The organism is Pseudomonas sp. GD04058 (assembly GCF_029836855.1).
GTDB lineage: Bacteria > Pseudomonadota > Gammaproteobacteria > Pseudomonadales > Pseudomonadaceae > Aquipseudomonas > Aquipseudomonas bharatica.
This window is the reverse complement of record NZ_JAOECN010000015.1, coordinates 25,453-45,168: the sequence shown is the minus strand read 5'-3', so window position 1 is coordinate 45,168 and position 19,716 is coordinate 25,453. Positions and strand designations below refer to the sequence as shown.

At 62.9% G+C, this 19,716-nt stretch carries 15 protein-coding genes; 5 read left to right on the top strand and 10 right to left on the bottom strand.

What is annotated here, in order from left to right:
• Nucleotides 1-101 precede the first annotated feature (101 nt).
• The 5 genes from rbfA to N7650_RS14505 all read left to right on the top strand — a co-directional run bounded on the left by rbfA (nt 102) and on the right by N7650_RS14505 (nt 4,928).
• Nucleotides 102-503 (top strand): 30S ribosome-binding factor RbfA, encoded by a 402-nt coding sequence (gene rbfA, locus N7650_RS14525; protein WP_009404301.1) that lies wholly within the window; start codon nt 102-104, stop codon nt 501-503.
• A gap of 3 nt (nt 504-506) precedes the next feature.
• On the top strand, nt 507-1,424 hold the full coding sequence (gene truB / locus N7650_RS14520) for a tRNA pseudouridine(55) synthase TruB (RefSeq protein WP_009404302.1): 918 nt from the start codon (nt 507-509) through the stop codon (nt 1,422-1,424).
• Between the two features lie 149 nt (nt 1,425-1,573).
• Nucleotides 1,574-1,843 carry a 30S ribosomal protein S15 gene (gene rpsO / locus N7650_RS14515; protein ID WP_009404303.1) on the top strand — a complete coding sequence of 90 codons (270 nt, stop codon included), beginning with the start codon at nt 1,574-1,576 and terminating at the stop codon, nt 1,841-1,843.
• A gap of 253 nt (nt 1,844-2,096) precedes the next feature.
• Nucleotides 2,097-4,202, top strand: a complete 2,106-nt coding sequence (gene pnp / locus N7650_RS14510) for a polyribonucleotide nucleotidyltransferase (protein ID WP_009404304.1) — start codon at nt 2,097-2,099, stop codon at nt 4,200-4,202.
• A gap of 372 nt (nt 4,203-4,574) precedes the next feature.
• Nucleotides 4,575-4,928, top strand: a complete 354-nt coding sequence (locus N7650_RS14505) for a BON domain-containing protein (protein WP_009404305.1) — start codon at nt 4,575-4,577, stop codon at nt 4,926-4,928.
• A 112-nt stretch (nt 4,929-5,040) separates the two neighbouring features.
• Here the strand turns inward: N7650_RS14505 and N7650_RS14500 are convergent, their stop codons facing one another.
• The 10 genes from N7650_RS14500 to N7650_RS14455 form a co-directional block, all read right to left on the bottom strand.
• A complete protein-coding gene (locus N7650_RS14500) occupies nt 5,041-7,968 on the bottom strand; it encodes a DUF748 domain-containing protein (RefSeq protein ID WP_279898795.1) in 2,928 nt (975 codons plus the stop codon).
• Nucleotides 7,969-8,067: 99 nt separating this feature from the next.
• The gene (locus N7650_RS14495; RefSeq protein ID WP_279898793.1) at nt 8,068-9,084 is read right to left on the bottom strand and encodes a class I SAM-dependent methyltransferase; all 1,017 of its coding nucleotides are present in this window, start codon (nt 9,082-9,084) and stop codon (nt 8,068-8,070) included.
• Nucleotides 9,085-9,162: 78 nt separating this feature from the next.
• The gene (locus N7650_RS14490) at nt 9,163-10,341 is read right to left on the bottom strand and encodes an acetyl-CoA C-acetyltransferase (protein WP_009404308.1); all 1,179 of its coding nucleotides are present in this window, start codon (nt 10,339-10,341) and stop codon (nt 9,163-9,165) included.
• 205 nt (nt 10,342-10,546) lie between these two features.
• Nucleotides 10,547-11,419, bottom strand: coding sequence for an oxygenase MpaB family protein (locus N7650_RS14485; protein ID WP_279898792.1), 873 nt, complete (start codon nt 11,417-11,419; stop codon nt 10,547-10,549).
• Nucleotides 11,420-11,477: 58 nt separating this feature from the next.
• A complete protein-coding gene (acs, locus tag N7650_RS14480; RefSeq protein WP_279898790.1) occupies nt 11,478-13,412 on the bottom strand; it encodes an acetate--CoA ligase in 1,935 nt (644 codons plus the stop codon).
• 132 nt (nt 13,413-13,544) lie between these two features.
• Nucleotides 13,545-15,209, bottom strand: a complete 1,665-nt coding sequence (gene pgi / locus N7650_RS14475) for a glucose-6-phosphate isomerase (RefSeq protein WP_279898788.1) — start codon at nt 15,207-15,209, stop codon at nt 13,545-13,547.
• Between the two features lie 166 nt (nt 15,210-15,375).
• Nucleotides 15,376-16,233 (bottom strand): pantoate--beta-alanine ligase, encoded by an 858-nt coding sequence (gene panC / locus N7650_RS14470; RefSeq protein ID WP_279898786.1) that lies wholly within the window; start codon nt 16,231-16,233, stop codon nt 15,376-15,378.
• A complete protein-coding gene (gene panB / locus N7650_RS14465) occupies nt 16,230-17,030 on the bottom strand; it encodes a 3-methyl-2-oxobutanoate hydroxymethyltransferase (RefSeq protein ID WP_009404315.1) in 801 nt (266 codons plus the stop codon). Before panB ends, panC begins: the two co-directional genes overlap by 4 nt.
• 606 nt (nt 17,031-17,636) lie before the next feature.
• On the bottom strand, nt 17,637-18,116 hold the full coding sequence (gene folK, locus N7650_RS14460; RefSeq protein ID WP_009403749.1) for a 2-amino-4-hydroxy-6-hydroxymethyldihydropteridine diphosphokinase: 480 nt from the start codon (nt 18,114-18,116) through the stop codon (nt 17,637-17,639).
• The gene (locus tag N7650_RS14455; protein ID WP_009403751.1) at nt 18,113-19,501 is read right to left on the bottom strand and encodes a polynucleotide adenylyltransferase PcnB; all 1,389 of its coding nucleotides are present in this window, start codon (nt 19,499-19,501) and stop codon (nt 18,113-18,115) included. Before N7650_RS14455 ends, folK begins: the two co-directional genes overlap by 4 nt.
• Nucleotides 19,502-19,716: the final 215 nt, after the last annotated feature.

Below are 19,716 nucleotides of genomic sequence, written 5' to 3'. Positions count from 1 at the left end.
GGCAGGTGGCCGCATGGCCCCGCTGGATGCTCTGAACGCAACGCCCGGTCAGGCTTCATGCCTGGCCGGGCGTTTGCCGCTTTAGTTACAGGTAGCAAGACATGGCAAAAGAATATAGCCGTACCCAACGTATCGGCGATCAGATGCAGCGCGAGCTGGCCCAGCTGATTCGTCGTGAAGTGAAAGACCCGCGCGTCGGCCTGGTTACCATCACCGCCGTCGATGTCAGTCGCGATGTCGGCCATGCCAAGGTGTTCATCACCGTCATGGGCCAGGAAGGCGACGATGCGATCCAGCAAAGCCTGAAGGTCCTCAATTCCGCCGCCGGCTTCCTGCGCATGCAGCTTGGTCGCGAAATGAAGCTGCGCAGCGTGCCGCAACTGCATTTCCACTATGACGAAAGCGTCAGCCGCGGTGCCCACCTGTCGGCCCTGATCGAGCGCGCCGTTGCCGAGGACAGCCTGCACCAGAGCGCCGACGCTCCGGACAGCGACAAGGAGTAACCGGTGGCCCAGGTCAAACGCATCCGCCGTAACGTCAGCGGCATCATCCTGCTCGACAAACCGTTGGGGTTCACGTCCAACGCCGCGTTGCAGAAGGTCCGCTGGCTGCTCAACGCCGAGAAGGCCGGACACACCGGCAGCCTCGATCCGCTGGCTAGTGGCGTTCTGCCGCTGTGCTTTGGCGAAGCCACCAAGTTCTCCCAGTACCTGCTCGATTCCGACAAAGGCTACGAGACGGTCATGCAACTGGGTCAGACCACCAGTACTGCGGATGCCGAAGGCGAAGTGCTGCGCACCCGCGATGTGACCGTTGGTCGCGCGGACATTGAAGCGGTTCTGCCACGATTCCGTGGTGAAATCAGCCAGATACCGCCGATGTACTCGGCTCTCAAGCGTGATGGCCAGCCGCTGTACAAACTGGCCCGTGCAGGGGAAGTAGTGGAGCGTGAAGCGCGTTCTGTTACTATTACCCGCTTGGAACTGCTGGAGTGCGAAGGCACCCGGGTTCGCCTGTCGGTCGGCTGCAGCAAAGGCACGTATATTCGCACCTTGGTCGAGGACATCGGCGAGGTACTGGGCTGCGGTGCTTATGTCGCGGAACTGCGCAGGACCCAGGCCGGACCGTTCGAGCTGGCCCAGACCGTGACCCTCGAAGAACTCGAGGCGGCCCACGCCGAAGGTGGCAACGAAGCGATCGATCGCTTCCTGATGCCTTCCGACAGCGGTCTGCAGGACTGGCCGTTGCTGCAGTTCTCCGAGCACAGTGCTTTCTACTGGTTGCATGGTCAGCCGGTACGTTCGCCGGACGCGCCGAAATTCGGCATGGTCCGCGTTCAGGATCACAACGGTCGCTTCATCGGTATCGGTGAAGTGAGCGAAGACGGGCGCATCGCGCCGCGTCGACTGATTCGGTCGGAATGATCGAAACCGTCAGTGCAGGGCCTTGGCCAGGTACTGGGGGACACGAGGGTGGCTGTCAACAGGCATGGTCACACCTCATTTTCTTAATACAGGGCTTGTCCCTGGCCTGTTGGGAACCTTCGGGTTTCCGTTGATTTGGAGAAAGCCAAATGGCACTCAGCGTTGAAGAAAAAGCTCAGATCGTTGCCGACTATCAGCAAGCCGCCGGCGACACCGGTAGCCCGGAAGTGCAGGTTGCCCTGCTGACCGCCAACATCAACAAGCTGCAAGGCCACTTCAAGGCCAACGGTAAAGACCACCACTCCCGTCGTGGCCTGATCCGCATGGTTAACCAGCGTCGCAAGCTGCTGGACTACCTGAAAGGCAAAGACACCACTCGTTACAGCGCCCTGATCGGTCGTCTGGGTCTGCGTCGCTAATAGCGGCCCGACCAGTGGTGTGCGCGGCGTACTGCGGTCGTCAGCCGGGGGCTTCGGCTCCCCGGCACGCGAACGCACCCCGCGTATCCGAGAGGTTGGTTGGCTGTTCCGCCGGAGCGCTTAGCGCGATGGCAGGGCAGGCTCCCAACCTCTAGTTTTATCTGGACGGTCAATGGGGCCGATTCCCCGTTCTGCCCAAGAATTCGCAAGAAACCAGTTCCCCCAAGTGCAACTGAAGAGAAGGTAGGAAACCGTGAACCCGGTAATCAAGAAATTCCAGTTCGGTCAATCGACCGTAACCCTCGAAACGGGCCGTATCGCCCGTCAAGCGTCCGGTGCCGTACTGGTCACCGTCGACAATGATGTCACCGTGCTGGTCACCGTTGTCGGTGCCAAGCAGGCCGACCCGGGCAAGGGCTTCTTCCCGCTGTCCGTCCATTATCAGGAAAAGACCTACGCCGCCGGCAAGATCCCTGGTGGCTTCTTCAAGCGTGAAGGCCGTCCTTCCGAGAAAGAGACCCTGACCTCGCGCCTGATCGACCGTCCGATCCGTCCGCTGTTCCCAGAAGGTTTCATGAACGAAGTGCAGGTCGTCTGCACCGTCGTTTCCACCAGCAAGAAGACCGATCCGGACATCGCTGCGATGATCGGTACCTCGGCTGCGCTGGCCGTCTCCGGCATCCCGTTCGAAGGCCCGATCGGCGCTGCCCGCGTTGCCTTCCACGAAAGCACCGGTTACCTGCTGAACCCGACCTACGAGCAACTGGCTGCCTCCAGCCTGGACATGGTCGTAGCCGGTACTTCCGACGCCGTACTGATGGTTGAATCGGAAGCCAAGGAACTGACCGAAGACCAGATGCTGGGCGCCGTGCTGTTCGCCCACGACGAATTCCAGGCCGTGATCCAGGCCGTCAAGGAATTCGCCGCCGAAGCCGCCAAGCCGACCTGGGACTGGAAACCTGCGGTTGCCAACACCGAACTGCTGAACGCCGTTCGTGCCGAGTTCGGCGAAGCCGTTTCCCAGGCCTACACCATCACCGTCAAGGCCGACCGTTACGCCCGCCTGGGCGAGCTGCGCGACCAGGCGGTCGCCAGGTTCTCCGGCGAAGAAGGCCAGCCTGGCGCTGGTGAAGTGAAGGACATCTTCGGCGAGATCGAATACCGCACCGTTCGCGAAAACATCGTCAACGGCAAGCCACGTATCGACGGCCGCGACACCAAGACCGTTCGCCCGCTGAACATCGAAGTCGGTGTTCTGCCGAAGACCCACGGTTCCGCACTGTTCACCCGTGGCGAGACCCAGGCCCTGGTCGTTGCAACCCTGGGTACTGCCCGTGACGCACAGTTGCTGGACACCCTGGAAGGCGAGAAGAAAGACCCCTTCATGCTGCACTACAACTTCCCTCCGTTCTCGGTGGGCGAGTGTGGTCGCATGGGCGGTGCTGGCCGTCGCGAAATCGGTCACGGCCGTCTGGCCCGTCGTTCGGTCCAGGCCATGCTGCCGGCTGCCGACGAATTCCCGTACACCATCCGCGTCGTATCGGAAATCACCGAATCCAACGGCTCCAGCTCCATGGCTTCGGTCTGCGGTGCTTCCCTGGCGCTGATGGACGCCGGTGTGCCGATGAAGGCGCCAGTTGCCGGTATCGCCATGGGCCTGGTGAAGGAAGGCGAGAAGTTCGCCATCCTGACCGACATCCTGGGTGACGAAGACCACCTGGGCGACATGGACTTCAAGGTCGCCGGTACCGCCAAGGGCGTTACCGCGCTGCAGATGGACATCAAGATCAACGGCATCACCGAAGAGATCATGGAAATCGCCCTGGGCCAGGCCCTTGAAGCGCGCCTGAACATCCTCGGCCAGATGAACCAGGTTATCGCCCAATCCCGCAGCGAGCTGTCGGAAAACGCGCCGACCATGATCGCGATGAAGATCGACACCGACAAGATCCGTGACGTCATCGGCAAAGGCGGCGCGACCATCCGTGCCATCTGCGAAGAAACCAAGGCTTCGATCGATATCGAAGACGACGGCTCGATCAAGATCTTCGGTGAAACCAAGGACGCCGCTGAAGCTGCACGCCAGCGCGTACTGAGCATCACCGCCGAGGCCGAGATCGGCAAGATCTACGTCGGCAAGGTAGAGCGCATCGTCGACTTCGGTGCCTTCGTCAACATCCTGCCGGGCAAGGACGGCCTGGTGCATATCTCGATGCTGAGCGACGCTCGTGTCGAGAAGGTCACCGACGTGCTGAAGGAAGGCCAGGAAGTCGAAGTGCTGGTACTGGACGTGGACAACCGCGGCCGTATCAAGCTGTCGATCAAGGACGTTGCTGCTGCCAAGGCATCGGGCGTCTGAGTCCTCGCGACCATAGCTGAATGAAAGGGCCCTTCGGGGCCCTTTTTTTATGCATTCTGAATGCTTGCACCAACCCCTGTGGGAGCTGGCTTGCCAGCGATTGCTATGGTGAATTCACTGCAGCAATCGCTGGCAAGCCAGCTCCCACAGGGTCGGTGTTGTGCTTTCGGGTTTGGTAACTTGCATCTTGCAAGCGAAACGGCAGCCCACTTTGCAAATTGCACGATCCAGCGAAACCTCTTAATTCGTAAGTTACTGTTTTTAAACGATTTTATTTGGATAAAAAACTGGCACAGCCCCTGCAATAACTCAGGTACACCTGCCGCCAGGACATGTCGGCGCAGGCCCTTTCGAAAAACAGGAGTGTCTCGTATGAAGAAGTTCGCTATCGCTGCTGCCACCGCTACTGCCCTGACCCTGACCCTGGGCAATGTCGCCTTCGCTGCTCAACAGTCCACCCAGGCTCCGATGATGCTCGCAGCCGGTGAAGTGACCAAAGCGAAGGAAGCCACTTCCGACACCTGGATCACCACCAAGGTCAAAGCCGACCTGGTCACCGAGAAAGGTATTCCAGGTACCGACATCAAGGTCGAGACCAACAAGGGTGTGGTATCGCTGTCCTCCGACGTGGCCGTGACTTCGGCGCAGAAAGACACCGCCGTTGCCATCGCCAAGAAAATCAAAGGTGTACAGGCTGTTTCGGCTGATGGCCTGAAAACCAACTGATAATGGTTTGTTCCGCTCGCTGATCCTGACGGTTCATGCGACAGCCCAAAAGGATTTGGGCGCCCCGAGCCCCGGCCATGCGCCGGGGCTCACTTTTTTGGCTCACGGGAAATCACTCTGCGTCGAGGTGCAACGGGGTGATGACCCGCCCGTCGGATTCGGCTTCGCCCAGGCTGGCATCGATGAAATAGACGCGGTCATCCTCCAGCTTGCCCTTGTCCACCAGATAGTCCTTGATGCTGCTGGCCCGCGCCTGGCCCAGTTGACGAAGCAGAACGCTGCTTTCCGCCCAGCTCTTCAGCACCGCGTCACGCATATTGACAATGCGCTGCTTGGTGTCCAGTTGCTCCCATTCCTTGGGTGGCTGTTGTTTCAGGCGGGAGCGGTAGATGCCCTCGAGCATGGCCGGCTTGTCATCTTCCGGCACCTGAAGCATCGAGGCCTGGGCTGGTACCTTGTCGCCACGTCGCTGCAGCATCTTGTAATAAGTGCTCTGGTATTCCCTTTCCAGGCGCTGCCCGGCGATCAGCGGGCCATCGCTGCTCTGGGCGCTGGTGCCTTCGATTTCCAGACGCAGGGTCGGGCGCTGCTGCAGGGCGGCGGCGAGCTTGTCCAGCGAGCCTTGGGCGTCCGCAGTCAGATCGCTGGAGCCGGGGGTGAAGGCGACGGTGCCAAGGTCTTCGGAGCCGCCGCCGGCGATCAGCCCGCCGATCAGCTTGAACGGCGCCTGTACCGCGCGCAAAACCAGGTTGCGCAACGTCTGCCAGACAATCGGCATTACGCTGAACTGCGGGTTGTTGAGATCGCCGGTGACCGGCAATTCGATGGAGATCTTGCCTTCGGTGTCCTTCAGCAGGGCGATCGCCAGGCGGATTGGCAGGTCCACGGCATCCGGGCTGTCGACCTTCTCACCCAATTGCAGTTGCTCCACTACCACCTTGTTTTCGGCCTTGAGCTGGCCGTTGGTAATCAGGTAGTGCAGATCGAGGTTGAGCCGGCCCTTGCGAATGCGATACCCGGCGAACTTGCCGGAGTAAGGGGTCAGGGTGGTCAGCTCGACCCGCTTGAAGCTGGTGGCAATATCCAGGCTGGCCAGCGGGTTGAAGGGATTGAGCGCGCCCTTGATGGTTACCGGCGCATAGCGGTCGACCTTGCCTTTCACATCGACCTTGGCCGGAACCGGCTGGCGGTTGTCGATGGTGCCGATCTGGCCATTGAGCTGCTGGATGGCGGTGGCGAAGTTCGGCGTCAGGCTAAAGTCGGCAAAGTTTGCCGAGCCGTCATTGATGGTGATCTGGCCAATGCGTATGCCCAGCGGCTTCTCGTTGCTGGCCGCAGTCCTGGCCTGGGGCGTGGTCTCTTTGCCGGCGGGCTGCGGAATCAGCAGGTCGTCGATGTTGGTGGTACGGTCCTCGTTGATCATGAAGCGCGCGTAGGGCTGTTGCAGATCGACCCGGCCGATGCTCAGCGCGTCGCCGTGACGGTAGTCGATGCCGCTCAGGTCAAGTTGTTGCCATTTGACGAAGTCGCGGTCCTTGATGGTGTCGAGGGTGTGCATCTGGTTGACGCGGGCCTTGCCGGCGACGGTGAAGGCCAGCGGCTCCGCGCTCTTCAGATCGACGTCGAGATCGGCACCGAGCATGCCGCTGCGCAATTCCAGGCGGATGAACGGGCTGATGTAGGCCTGGGCAATGCGCAGGTCGATGTCCTGGGTGCTGACTTTCAGCTTCGCCTTCACGGGGGCCAGGTTGACCTCGCCGGCCGCTTGCAGCTTGCCCTGCTTGCCGACGCCGCTATCGAGCCTGAGCGTGAAGGGCGACTGGTTGAGGCTGTCGAAGTTCTGCAGGTCGGCGTTCAGCGGGCCCACATCCAGGGCAACCGGCTCTTTCCGGGTACGGTCAGCGAGGTGAACCCGGTAGTTGCGCACCTGGGTGTCCTTGAGCAGCACCTGCCAAGGTTTGTCCTCCACGGCCTGTTCTTTCGGCGTAGGTTCGGCGGCGGCGGGCTCGGCCTTTTGCTTTTCGGTGGCCTTGGGCGGCTGGCTGGCGAACAGTTTCTGCCAGTCCAGTTGCCCATCGGCTTCCAGGGCAGCCCAGGTTTCCAGCTGGTCACTGCGGATCTTGCCGACGGTGACCAGTTGCTTCGCCAGGTCGATGGAGGTTTCGCTGACATCCAGCCTGGCCAAGCGTGCTAGCGGTCGGTCGTCCGGCGCCTTGATTGCGAAGGATGATACGCCCAGCGCCACGTTCTCCAGCAGCAGCTCGGTCTGCTTGCCGAGGCTGAAGTTGTAGTCGCTTTGCAGGTTCCAGGTGCCATCCTCGAGCACCAGCGGTGCGGCATCGCGAACGTAGGGCCAGAAGGCTTTCATCTTGGCATCGCTGACTTTCAGCGAGCCCTTGGAGGCGATCGGCGACAGGCTGAAGGTGCCGGTCCAGTCGATCTGGCCACCGTTGGGGCCGGTAGCTACCAACGTCATGTCGGTGTTGTCGTCAGGCAACGTGCTGAGGTTCTTCAACTCCAGGTTCATCGCATCGTAGAGGAATTCGATCGGCTCGCTCGGGCGGGCATCCTCGAAATGCAGGTAGCCGTCGCTCAGGCGGATGCTGCCGATGCGCAGTGGAAACGGTTCGCTGGCCGGTTCCTCGGGCTTGGATTCGCTGGGGGGGAGCTTGAACAGATTGACCAGGTTGAGTTGTCCATCCTTGGCGAACAGTACCTCGGTACGTGGCTTGACCAGCTCGACCCGCTCCAGGTGCAAGGCCTTGGTCCATAGGCTATCCAGTTGCAGGTTGGCATAAAGCTTCTCGAAGCCGAGTTGTTCCTTGCCCGGCTCGCCGATCTGCAGGCCCCAGACAGTCAACTCAAGGCTGAACGGGTTGAGTTCGATGCGCTGTAGGTGGGCGGGAACGGTGGCGTACTGCGCCAACTGCTGGTTGGCAATTCGCAGGGCAACGCCGGGGAGGATGAAGAAGCCGAGAAGGCTGTACAGGGCAAGCGCAACCAACAAGGCGCCGAGGGCGCGTTTCAATCCTTTGGGCATGTGCGGCATCTGCGTGGAGAGCGGGACGCTTAGAGTATGGCAGGTAAATGGAGTTCCGAAGGCTGTCGGAGCGATCCGACAGCCACGCTATACAAATCTTTAGAGATGCAACACCAGGGTTTTCAGCGGCGGGCGAGCGTCCGAGGAGGGGAAGTCGGCTGCCGGTGTAATTACCTGCCATTCCCGCACCGGGCGTCCCGCCTTTTCGGCACAGCGCAATACCAATTCACGCCAATCGTCCATATCGACCTTGGCCAGGTTGTTATTGCAGACGAGCACGCCGTCCTGGGCAGTGGTCAGCAGTGCCGGCTTGAGCAGGCTCTGGTAATCGCGCAACAGGTCCACGGTGCCGAAGGCGCTCTTGGCCCAGGCCGGCGGGTCGAGGAATACCAGGTCGTACTGGCGTGCCTGCAGGCGCGGGTAAGAGGGCAGTTTCTGTCCACGGCGCTGGCTGACCGGCAATCCTGCCAGTTGGCGAATGGCCGGGAAATAGTCGGACTGGACGAACTCCATCGGTGTTACCTGTGGATTGAGCGCGCCATTCTCCCGGCCCACGGCCAGGTTGCCTTCAGCGAAGTCCAGGTTGCATACCTCACGGGCGCCGCCCGCCGCAGCGGCAAGGCCGACGCCACAGGTGTAGGCGAACAGGTTGAGCACGCGCTTGCCAGCGCTATGCTGCTTGACCCAGCCGCGGGCGTTGCGCAGGTCGAGGAACAGCAGCGGGTCCTGGCCGGCGTGGCGGCCGCGCACCCGGTAGTTCAGGCCCCACTCGTGGCCGACCATATCGGCCAGCGCCTCGTCGCTGGCCTCATGGACGGTGTCATGGCGATCCACCCGGCTATTGCCCCGGGAGCGGTCGTTATAGACCAGGTGCAACTGCTGGCCGAGGAACTTCTCGATGGTCGCGTGCAGGTCCAGCAGGTCGTTCCGCTCCACGGTCTGGTGGAAGCTCTGCACCAGCAACTGTGGGCCATAGCGGTCGGCGGTGAGGCCGGGGGCGCCTTCCTGGCTGCCGTGGAACAGGCGATAGCAGTCGGTGCCCTGGGCATGCAGTTCGGCGAGAAGGGATTGACGGTTGTCGAGGGCGGCGCGCAGCGCCTGGTTCAAGGAAGACATGCACGTGGCCTTGGTTGCGGGCGTGCAGTTTACCAGTTGCGCAACGGGGAGGGGCCGGGCAGCCCCTCCCCGCGTCGATCAGCGTTCGATCGCCAGGGCCACGCCTTGGCCACCACCGATGCACAGGGTAGCGAGGCCTTTCCTGGCATCGCGCTTGATCATTTCATGCAGCAGGGTCACCAGCACGCGGCAGCCGGACGCGCCGATCGGATGGCCAAGGGCGATGGCTCCGCCGTTGACGTTGACCTTCGAGGCATCCCATTGCAGCTCCTTGCCCACCGACAGGGCCTGGGCGGCAAAGGCCTCGTTGGCTTCGATCAGGTCGAGCTGGTCCAGGCTCCAGCCGGCCTTCTCCAGGCAGCGGCGGGTGGCGCTGACCGGCCCGATGCCCATGATCGCCGGATCGACACCGGCATTGGCATAGGCCTTGATTCGCGCCAACACCGGCAGGTTCAGCGCCTCGGCCTTGGCCGCGCTCATCAGCATCACGGCGGCCGCGCCGTCGTTCAGTGAAGAAGCGTTGCCGGCGGTAACGGTGCCGTCCTTCTTGAACGCCGGCTTGAGCTTGGCCAGGGCCTCGGCCGTAGTGCCGGCGCGGGGTTGCTCGTCGGTGGCGAATGCAACCGGATCACCCTTGCGCTGCGGGATCAGGATCGGCGTGATTTCCTCGACGAAGCGCCGGCTTTCGATGGCGGCGGCAGCCTTCTGCTGGGAGGCGGCGGCGAAGGCATCCTGGTCTTCACGGCTGATCCCGTACTTTTCCACCAGGTTCTCGGCGGTGATGCCCATGTGATAGTCGTTGAAGGCATCCCACAGGCCGTCGCTGATCATGCTGTCGATCAGGCTCGCGTGGCCCATGCGCAGGCCGGTGCGGGCACCGGGCATGACGTAGTTGGCCAGGCTCATGTTCTCCTGGCCGCCGGCGATGATGACCTCGGCATCGCCGCAGCGGATCGCCTGGGTCGCCAGGTGCAGGGCCTTGAGGCCGGAGCCGCAGACCTTGTTCAGGGTCATGGCGGGGACTGCGTGGGGCAGGCCGGCCTTGATCGCGGCCTGGCGCGCCGGGTTCTGGCCGGCACCGGCGGTCAGTACCTGGCCAAGGATCACTTCGTCGACCTGGGCGCCGTCCAGGCCGGTCTGGGCCAGCAGTTGACGGATCACGGCGGCGCCGAGATCGACGGCAGGAATATTCGCCAGCGCGCCCTGGAAGCTGCCGACCGCAGTACGGGTGGCGGCGACGATTACGACATCTTGCATGCTCTAGTCCTCTGTCTTGTTCGTTTTGACGTTGAGTCTGCGGTGGGCTCGCGCATAGTGGCACAGATGGGCAGGTCGGGGCAGTGGTGGCTTTGATGGCCTCATCGCTGGCAAGCCAGCTCCCACAGGGTTTTGTGTTGACCACAGGACTTATGTTCGACGCGGACACTGTGGGAGCTGGCTTGCCAGCGATGAGGCCATCAAGTCACTGCAGACCCATCCGCCGCCGCGCCCGATGCACCGAGCCATCCCGCATCGCCCAGCGCAACACCGGCCCGACCAGCGCATTCATGCCCAGATCGACCACCCGCTGCTTCACCGGGCCCAGCCTCAACCCGAGCATGTCGCCGGCCCAATCGGGCAGCAGGCCGATCCCCGCCTGCATCATCAGGTTCCCCACTGGCCGGGCTATCCGGCTCGGCGCCGGGGCATTCAGTAGCACCCGCACCACCTCGCGGCTGCGCTCGTCGCAAACCAGTTGCGGACGTACCCGGCGCAGATAGTCCGCCACCTCCTGCCGCGACCTGGGCACATCCCGCGCTCCCAGCCGCTCGGCGATCAGGGCGATTTCGCTGTAGTAGGCATCCTGCGCCGCATCGGCCATGTGGCGGTTGCGGTAACGCAGGTGGGCGGCGAGGAAGCTGCGTACCTCGGCGACATGCACCCAGGTCAGCAGGTCCGGGTCGCTGGCGGCATAGGGCGTTCCATCGGCAGCGTTGCCGGCGACCTGCAGGTGGATGGTCTTGACCCGTTCGATCAGCCATTCGGCATCGTCGGTCGCGCCAAAGGTGGTGCCGGAGATGAACTGGCTGGTGCGGCGCAGCCGGCCGAGCATGTCTTCGCGGAAATTGGAGTGATCCCAGACTCCGGCCAGGGCCAGTGGGTGAAGCATTTGCAGGAGCAAGGCACTGATTCCGCCTGCCAGCATACTGGGGTAATCGCCGTGTACCTGCCAACTGAGGCTCTGCGGGCCGAACAGGCCGGGGTCGCCCTTGGGGTTTTCCAGGTCGAGCTGGCCGAGGGACAGGCCGGTGAGGCTGAGGAGCTGGGTTTCGATGCGGCGGCGTAGGGCTTCCATGAATACCTTTGGGCTCAGGTCGCTGGGGCCGCTTTGCGGCCCCAAAATACCCGGTATATCAGGTATTCAGCCGCTTATCGATCAACCCCTGCACCACCGAAGGATCCGCCAGCGTCGAGGTATCCCCCAGGTTCTCCAGCTCGTTGCAGGCAATCTTGCGCAATATCCGCCGCATGATCTTGCCCGAGCGAGTCTTGGGCAGCGCCGGTGCCCACTGGATCAGTTCCGGCTTGGCGAAGCTGCCGATCTCCTTGCTCACCAGTGCCAGCAGCTCCTTCTTCAGCGCTTCGTCCGGTTCGACCCCATTCATCGGCGTAACAAAGGCGTAGATACCCTGGCCCTTGAGGTCATGGGGATAACCCACCACGGCGGCCTCGGCGATGCTGTCATGCAGGACCAGCGCGCTTTCCACCTCGGCCGTACCGATGCGGTGTCCGGAAACGTTGATCACGTCGTCGATCCGCCCGGTTATCCACAGGTCGCCCTGCTCGTCGCGGCGCGCGCCGTCGCCGGTGAAGTAATAGCCGGGGAAAGGTTTGAAGTAGGTGTCGATCATCCGCTGGTGATCGCCATATACGCTGCGGATCTGTGCCGGCCAGCTGGCCTTGATCGCCAGCAGCCCGGCGCCGGGGCCTTCGATCAGCTTGCCTTGCTCGTCGAGCAGTACCGGCTGTACACCGAACATGGGCCGGGTCGCGCAGCCGGGCTTGATATGCCGGTTGCTGATCAGCGGGGTGAGCATGATGCCGCCGGTTTCGGTCTGCCACCAGGTGTCGACGATAGGGCAGCGCTGCTCGCCCACGGCATTGAAATACCACTCCCAGGCTTCCGGATTGATCGGCTCGCCAACGCTGCCGAGCAGACGCAGGCTTTTGCGCGAGGTGCCCTGCAGTGGCCCGTGGCCTTCGCGCATCAGGGCGCGCAGGGCCGTCGGCGCGGTATAGAAGATGTTGACCTGGTGCTTGTCCACCACTTGCCAGAAACGCGAGGCGTCCGGGTAGTTCGGCACACCCTCGAACATCAGGCTGGTAGCACCGTTGGCCAGCGGCCCGTAGACGATATAGCTGTGCCCGGTGACCCAGCCGACATCGGCGCTGCACCAGAACACCTCGCCGTCGCGGTAATCGAATACCACCTTAAAGGTCATCGTCGCCTGCAGCAGATAACCGGCACTGGTGTGCAACACCCCCTTGGGCTTGCCGGTGCTGCCGGAGGTGTAGAGGATGAACAGCGGATCCTCGGCATCCATCGGCTCCGGTGGGCAGTCGTCGCCGGCACCGGCCGTTGCGTCGTGGTACCAGAGGTCGCGCGGTTCGCTCCAGTCCACCTTGCCACCGGTACGCCGTACCACCACGACGCTGCTGACATTCGGGCAACTGGCCAGGGCCTTGTCGACGTTCTGCTTGAGCGGGACAGTCTTGCCACCGCGTACGCCTTCGTCAGCGGTAATCACGGTGCGGCAGTCGGCATCGAGAATGCGGTCGCGCAGGGCATCCGGTGAGAACCCGCCGAATACCACGGAATGAATCGCGCCGATCCGTGCGCAGGCCAGCATGGCGAAGGTCGCCTCCGGAATCATCGGCATGTAGATGCACACCCGGTCGCCCTTCTTCACGCCGCGCTGCTTGAGCACATTGGCCAGGCGGCACACCTGCTGGTGGACCTGGCGATAGGTAAGGGTGGCCGAACGCGAGGGGTCGTCGCTTTCCCAGATGATCGCCGGCCTGTCGCCATGTTCCTCAAGGTGACGGTCGAGGCAGTTGTAGCTGACGTTGAGCCGGGCGTTCTTGAACCAGATCGCCTTGCCGCTGCGGATATCGCAGTCCTGCACGGTGCTCCACGGGCTGATCCAGTCCAGCCGGCGGGCCTGTTCGGTCCAGAATTGCTCGGGGTGCTCGATGGATTGGCGATAAAGGCGATCATAGTCGCCCTGGCTCAGCTCGGCGGCACGGCTGACGGCATCGGCATGGGGGAATCGACTGATATCGAACATGGGCACGACCTGTCCTGTTGTTATGGACGGCGTTGCCTTCGTCGACGACGCGGGGAAGCCTTTCGAAGGCAGCCGGGGGTCAGGATAGTGTAGCCGCTGCCCCCGGCCATGCCCGGGGGCGGCGACCGGGGGTCAGCCGCGGTGACGGCCGCGGAAGTAGTTGATCAGCCCCTGGGTCGAAGCGTCTTCTGCCGGCTCCTCGATACCGCCGATCAGGCGCTGGTAGACGCCCTTGCCGAGCTCCTTGCCCAGTTCCACGCCCCACTGGTCGAAGGCGTTGATACCCCAGATCACGCTTTGCACGAAAACCTTGTGCTCGTACATTGCAACCAGGGCGCCAAGACGGCGCGGGCTGATGCGTTCGACCACCAAGGTGTTGCTCGGGCGATTGCCCGGGATCACCTTGTGCGGCGCCAGCCTTTGCACATCGGTTTCGCTCATGCCCTTGTCGCGCAGCTCGGCCTCGGCTTCGGCGCGGGTCTTGCCGAGCATCAGCGCCTGGCTCTGCGACAGGCAGTTGGCGTACAGCCACTGATGATGGTCGGCGACCGGGTTGAAGCTCACCACCGGGACGATGAAGTCCGCCGGGATCAACTGGGTGCCCTGGTGCAGCAACTGATGGTAGGCGTGCTGGCCATTGCAGCCGACGCCGCCCCAGATCACCGGACCGGTGTCATGGTTGACCGGCGTGCCGTCCTGGCGCACGTGCTTGCCATTGGACTCCATGTCCAGCTGCTGCAGGTGCTTGGTGATGTTGCGCAGGTAGTGGTCGTACGGCAGGATCGCATGGCTTTGCGCCCCCCAGAAGTTGCCGTACCAGATACCGAGCAAGGCCAGCAGCACCGGCATGTTCTGCTCGAACGGGGCATTCTGGAAATGCTGGTCCATGGTGTAGGCACCGGACAGCAGTTCCTTGAAGTTGGCGGTGCCGATGGCCAGGGCGATCGGCAGGCCGATGGCCGACCACAGCGAATAACGTCCGCCGACCCAGTCCCACATCGGGAAGATGTTCTCTTCGCGGATGCCGAAGGCGACGGCCGCCGCCTTGTTGCTCGATACGGCGATGAAGTGGCGATACAGCTCGGCTTCCGACCCCCCCTGGGCCAGGTACCAGGCGCGAGCGGCCTGGGCGTTCTTCAGGGTTTCCAGGGTGTTGAAGGATTTCGAGGAAACGATGAACAGCGTGGTTTCGGCGCGCAGCTTGGCCGACAGCTCATGGAACTCGCTGCCGTCGATATTTGCCAGGTAGTGGCAACGCACGCCGCGCTGGGCATAGGGCAGCAAGGCCTCGGAAACCAGTTCCGGGCCGAGGAAGGAGCCGCCGATGCCGATGTTGACCACGTCGGTGATCGGCTTCTCGCTGTAGCCGCGCCACAGGCCATCGTGGATCTTGCCGACCAGCTCGGTAACCTGGTTGAGCACTTTATGCACGTCCGGCATCACGTTGACGCCATTGACGCTCAGTTTGTCGCCCACCGGACGGCGCAGCGCGGTGTGCAGTGCCGGACGGCCTTCGGAGGCGTTGACGATCTCGCCGGCGAACAGTGCCTGGATGGCTTGCTGCAGGCCCACTTCATTGGCCAGCTCGACCAGCTTGTCGCGGGTCTCGGCATTGATCAGGTTTTTCGAGTAGTCGAGGAACAGGCCACAACTGCTCAGGGAAAACTGGTTGAATCGCTGCGGGTCGGCGTTGAAGGCCTCGCGCATGCTGAAATCCTGCATGGTTTCGCGGTGTTGCTGGAGTGCCTGCCAGGCTGGCAGTGCGGTGACATCATGAGGAGTACGGTAATACGCCATCGCTGCAGGGTTCCTTGATTGCTTGAACTGCCTTGGACACGGAGAACGTGTAGCCGTTACCGGCCCGTCGCGGATTATTTCGCGACGGGCCGGTAAAAGCCATTGAGATATGTCATTTCGCTACAGCCTGTTCACCGGGCGTCCTGGCCCGGTGTGTCCCGAGAGCTTAGTTGGCTTCGAGATTGAGGTGCAGGTTATCGATCAGGCGGGTAGGGCCAAGATAGGCGGCGACCAGAATGACCAGATCGTGGTCGTTGGCGAGGGCGGGGCGCAGGTCGACGGCGTGACGGACTTCCAGGTAGTCGGGCTTGAGGCCGGCGTCGATCAGCGCCTGCCGACCCTCGGCGATCAGTGCCGGGAAATCGCGACGGCCCTGGCGGATACCATCGGCCAATTGGCTCAGGGTGCGATAGACCACGGGGGCGATGGCACGCTGCTCGGCATTCAGGTAACCGTTGCGCGACGACAGCGCCAGGCCATCCTCGGCCCGTACGGTCGGCTCGCCGATGATCTGGATCGGCATGTTCAGGTCGCGGACCATGGCGCGGATTACCGCCAGTTGCTGGAAGTCCTTCTGGCCGAACACTGCGATGTCCGGCTGGACCATGTTGAACAGCTTGCTGACCACGGTCGCCACGCCTTCGAAATGGCCCGGGCGGCTGGCGCCACAAAGCCCTTCGGACAGTTGCGGGACGCTGACCCGGGTCTGCACGGCCATGCCGTCCGGGTACATTTCGTCCACGGTCGGGGCGAACAGCAGGTTGCAGCCGGCCTCGAGGAGCTTTTCCTGGTCGGCGGCGAGGGTTCGTGGATATTTGTCGAGGTCTTCACCGGCGCCGAACTGCAACGGGTTGACGAAGATGCTGGCAACCACGAAATCAGCGCGCTGGGCGGCCTTGGTCACCAGCGCGGCATGGCCGCTGTGCAGGTTGCCCATGGTCGGCACGAAGGCGATGCGCTTGCCTTCGCCGCGGGCACGGGCGACGGCGGCGCGCAGTTCAAGGACGGTCTTGACGGTATTCATGCGCTGAACCCGTGTTCGCTGCCGGGGAAGCTGACGTCCTTGACCGCTTGCACGTAGGCTTGCAAGGCACTCTGGATGTCCGGCTGGCCGGCCATGAAGTTCTTCACGAACTTCGGCGCACGACCGCTCAGCGACAGGCCCAGCATGTCGTGCAGGACAAGGACCTGGCCGTCGGTGGCGCTGCCGGCGCCAATGCCGATCACCGGGATGCTCACCGCCTGGGTGATTTCCGCAGCCAGCTCGCTTGGTACGCATTCCAGCAGCAACATTGCGGCACCGGCCTGCTCCAGGGCGATGGCGTCCGCGCGCATCTGGCGTGCCTGGTTTTCCTGACGCCCCTGGACTTTGTAGCCACCGAGGATGTTGACCGCCTGCGGGGTAAGGCCCAGGTGCATGCACACCGGCACGCCGCGATCGGCCAGCTGGCGTACGGTCTCGCCCAGCCAGGCCGCGCCTTCGAGCTTGACCATGTGCGCGCCGGCACGCATCAGCTCGGCGCAATTGGCGAAGGCCTGGTCGGCGGTGGCATAGGCCATGAATGGCAGGTCGGCGAGGATCAGCGCACCTTCGTTGCCGCGCTTGACGCTGGCGACGTGGTAGGCCATTTCCGCATTGGTCACCGGCAGGGTGCTGTCGTGGCCCTGCAGGACCATCCCCAGGGAGTCGCCAACCAGCAGGATCTCGACGCCGGCACGGGCCGCCGCCTGGGCGAAGGTCGCGTCGTAGCAGGTCAGCATGGCGATTTTTTCACCCTTGGCCTTGAGGGCCTGGAGAGTGGTCAGGGTTACGTCTGGCATGAAAAGCAATCCTCGTTCAGGCGCTGTGAAAAACCACTGCGTACAACGCATGTATTCATCTTCTGGAACGGCACATCATCGAGTGTGGTGTTTGGGTCAAATCCGTTCCCGGCCTTGTATACGGCACGGTCGTGCCACGGGACGCCTATAGTCGTGAGCGCGCGGGGGGAAGTCAATTACGGTGTTACCGCATTGTTACTGGCGTTACCGGTGGGAGCGCATGTCGGAACATCTTCAGTGCCCTCAAGACCGAGCGCCGCCCGCGCGGCGCATCGCTGGCAAGCCAGCTCCCACATTTGTTGCAACGCGCCATGGCCTGTGAGATCCCCGCTGTCAGTTTTTGGATGTTCGATGATCCACCGTGGGGAGGCCGTTGGGCACGACACGGTATCGCGCCTTACAAACAAGGCGATCACTATGGCCTGACAGGCATAGGTACGTTGCAACAAATGTGGGAGCTGGCTTGCCAGCGATGCGCCGCGCGGGCGGCGCTCGATCTCGAGGGCGCTAAAAAAGTATCGTCATGCACAGCGATGCGCCGCCTGAGCGCCACAGAGCTCCAGGCAAGCACATGCACGCCAGGACGCAGCTTTCAGCCAAGCCCTGCTACAGCCGCTCCAGCCCGACGAACGGGCAATCTGCCAACAGTGATGCAAGGGTGCGTTGGTCCGCCAGACGGAAGTCTTCTGGCACCAGTTCGGCAAGGGGATAGAGCACGAAGGGGCGGGCGTGCATGTGGTAGTGCGGCACTTTCAGGCGCGGCTCATCAATCACCTGATCGGCATAAAGCAGGATGTCCAGGTCGAGCGTGCGCGGCCCCCAGCGCTCCTTGCGCTCGCGGCCCTGGTCGGCCTCGATGCCTTGCAGGGCGTCGAGCAGGTCGAGGGGGGCGAGGCTGGTGTCCAGCGCGGCCACGGCGTTGGTGTAGCGCGGCTGGCCCGGGGACAGGGAATCGCTGGCATAGAAGGACGAGACGCCCGCCAGTCGCGTATCCGGCAACTGCGCCAGCGCGTCGAGGGCACTGCGCAGTTGCGCCTGGGGGTTGGCCAGGTTGCTGCCCAGGCCGATGTAGGCGCGCTGGGTCATTCGCCAGCGCCACCGTCGGCGCGACGTCGCTTGCCCGGGCTGCGCTTGCGTTTGCGCGGGCCGGCACCGCTGCCGTCTTCGCGGCCGCCGAGGTCGCGGATCATGTCGCGGCGCTCGCTTTCATTGCATTCCTGGTAATCGGTCCACCACTGGCCGAGGTCATCGGTGTCTTCGCCGGCGCTTTCGCGCAGCAGCAGGAAGTCATAACCGGCACGGAAACGCGGATTGTCCAGGAGCAGGTCGGCACGTTTGCCGCTGCGACGCGGCAGGCGTTCCTGCATATCCCAGATTTCACGGATTGGCAGGGTGAAGCGCTTGGGAATGGCGATGCGCTGGCACTGTTCGAAGATCAGCTGGTGGGCCGCTTCGTTCATTGCCGGGATCGGCGGCATGCCGCGGCCCTGCAGCTGCAGGGCGCGTGCTGGCAGGGCAGGCCAGAGCAGGGCGGCGAAAAGGAAGGCCGGGGTGACCGGCTTGCCTTGTTTCACCCGCAGGTCGGTGTTGATCAGCGCGTTGCTGATCAGCGTGTGGGTGTAGGTCGGCTGTTCTTCGAGGGCCTCGGCACTGGCGGGGAACAGCGGGTCGAACAGTTGCAGGTCGACCAGCATCTCGAAGGTGTCGGCTGCATGGCCGGACAGGAATAGCTTCAGCGACTCCTCGAACAGCCGCGCCGCCGGGATTTCCCGCAGCATCGGCGCCAGTTCGCGGATCGGCAGCACGGTATGCTTTTCGATGCCGAAGTTGAGCTTGGCAGCGAAGCGCACGGCGCGCAGCATGCGCACCGGGTCTTCCTGGTAACGCTGGGTCGGATCGCCGATCAGGCGGACCAGGCGGTTGCGCACATCGTGCACGCCGTTGGCGTAGTCGAGGATGCGCTCGCTGACCGGATCGTAGTACAGCGCGTTGATAGTGAAGTCACGGCGCTGGGCGTCGTCCTCCAGCGTGCCGTAGACGTTGTCACGCAGGATCCGTCCGCTTTCGTTGCGGGACGACTGGTGACTGTTTTCTTCTTCGTCAGTCGGATGGTTGGCACGGAAGGTCGCGACTTCGATGATTTCGCGACCGAAATGCACATGAACCAGCTTGAAGCGCCGGCCGATGATGCGTGCGTTGCGGAACTCGGCACGGATTTGCTCGGGCGTGGCGCTGGTGGCGACGTCGAAATCCTTGGGGGTGATGCCCAGGAGCAGGTCACGTACGCAGCCACCGACCAGGTAGGCCTGGTAACCGGCGCTTTGCAGGCGCTCGACGATGTTCACCGCGTGACGGCTGAATTGATGACGTTGCAGCGAGTGCTGCGAATGGTTGATCACCTCGGGCGTGGTGCGCTTGTGGTGCTGGACGCGCGCCGGGGGACGGAAAGACTGGAACAGCTTCTTCAGCATGGGATGCACTGTTTGAAGGAATTTTCGGCCAGAAAGGAAGAATGGCCGCATGATGGGCACGGATTCTAGCATTTAGTCGGAAAAGGGTGTAGGCACCCGAGAAATGGGCTGGTAACGCTGCGCAGAGGGAGTGCCAGAAGGCGGAAGCTACAAGGGGAGCCGAAGCTCCCCAAGAAGTAGTTGCGTGCTCTTATTGTTTTTTTGTCGGGCTTCTT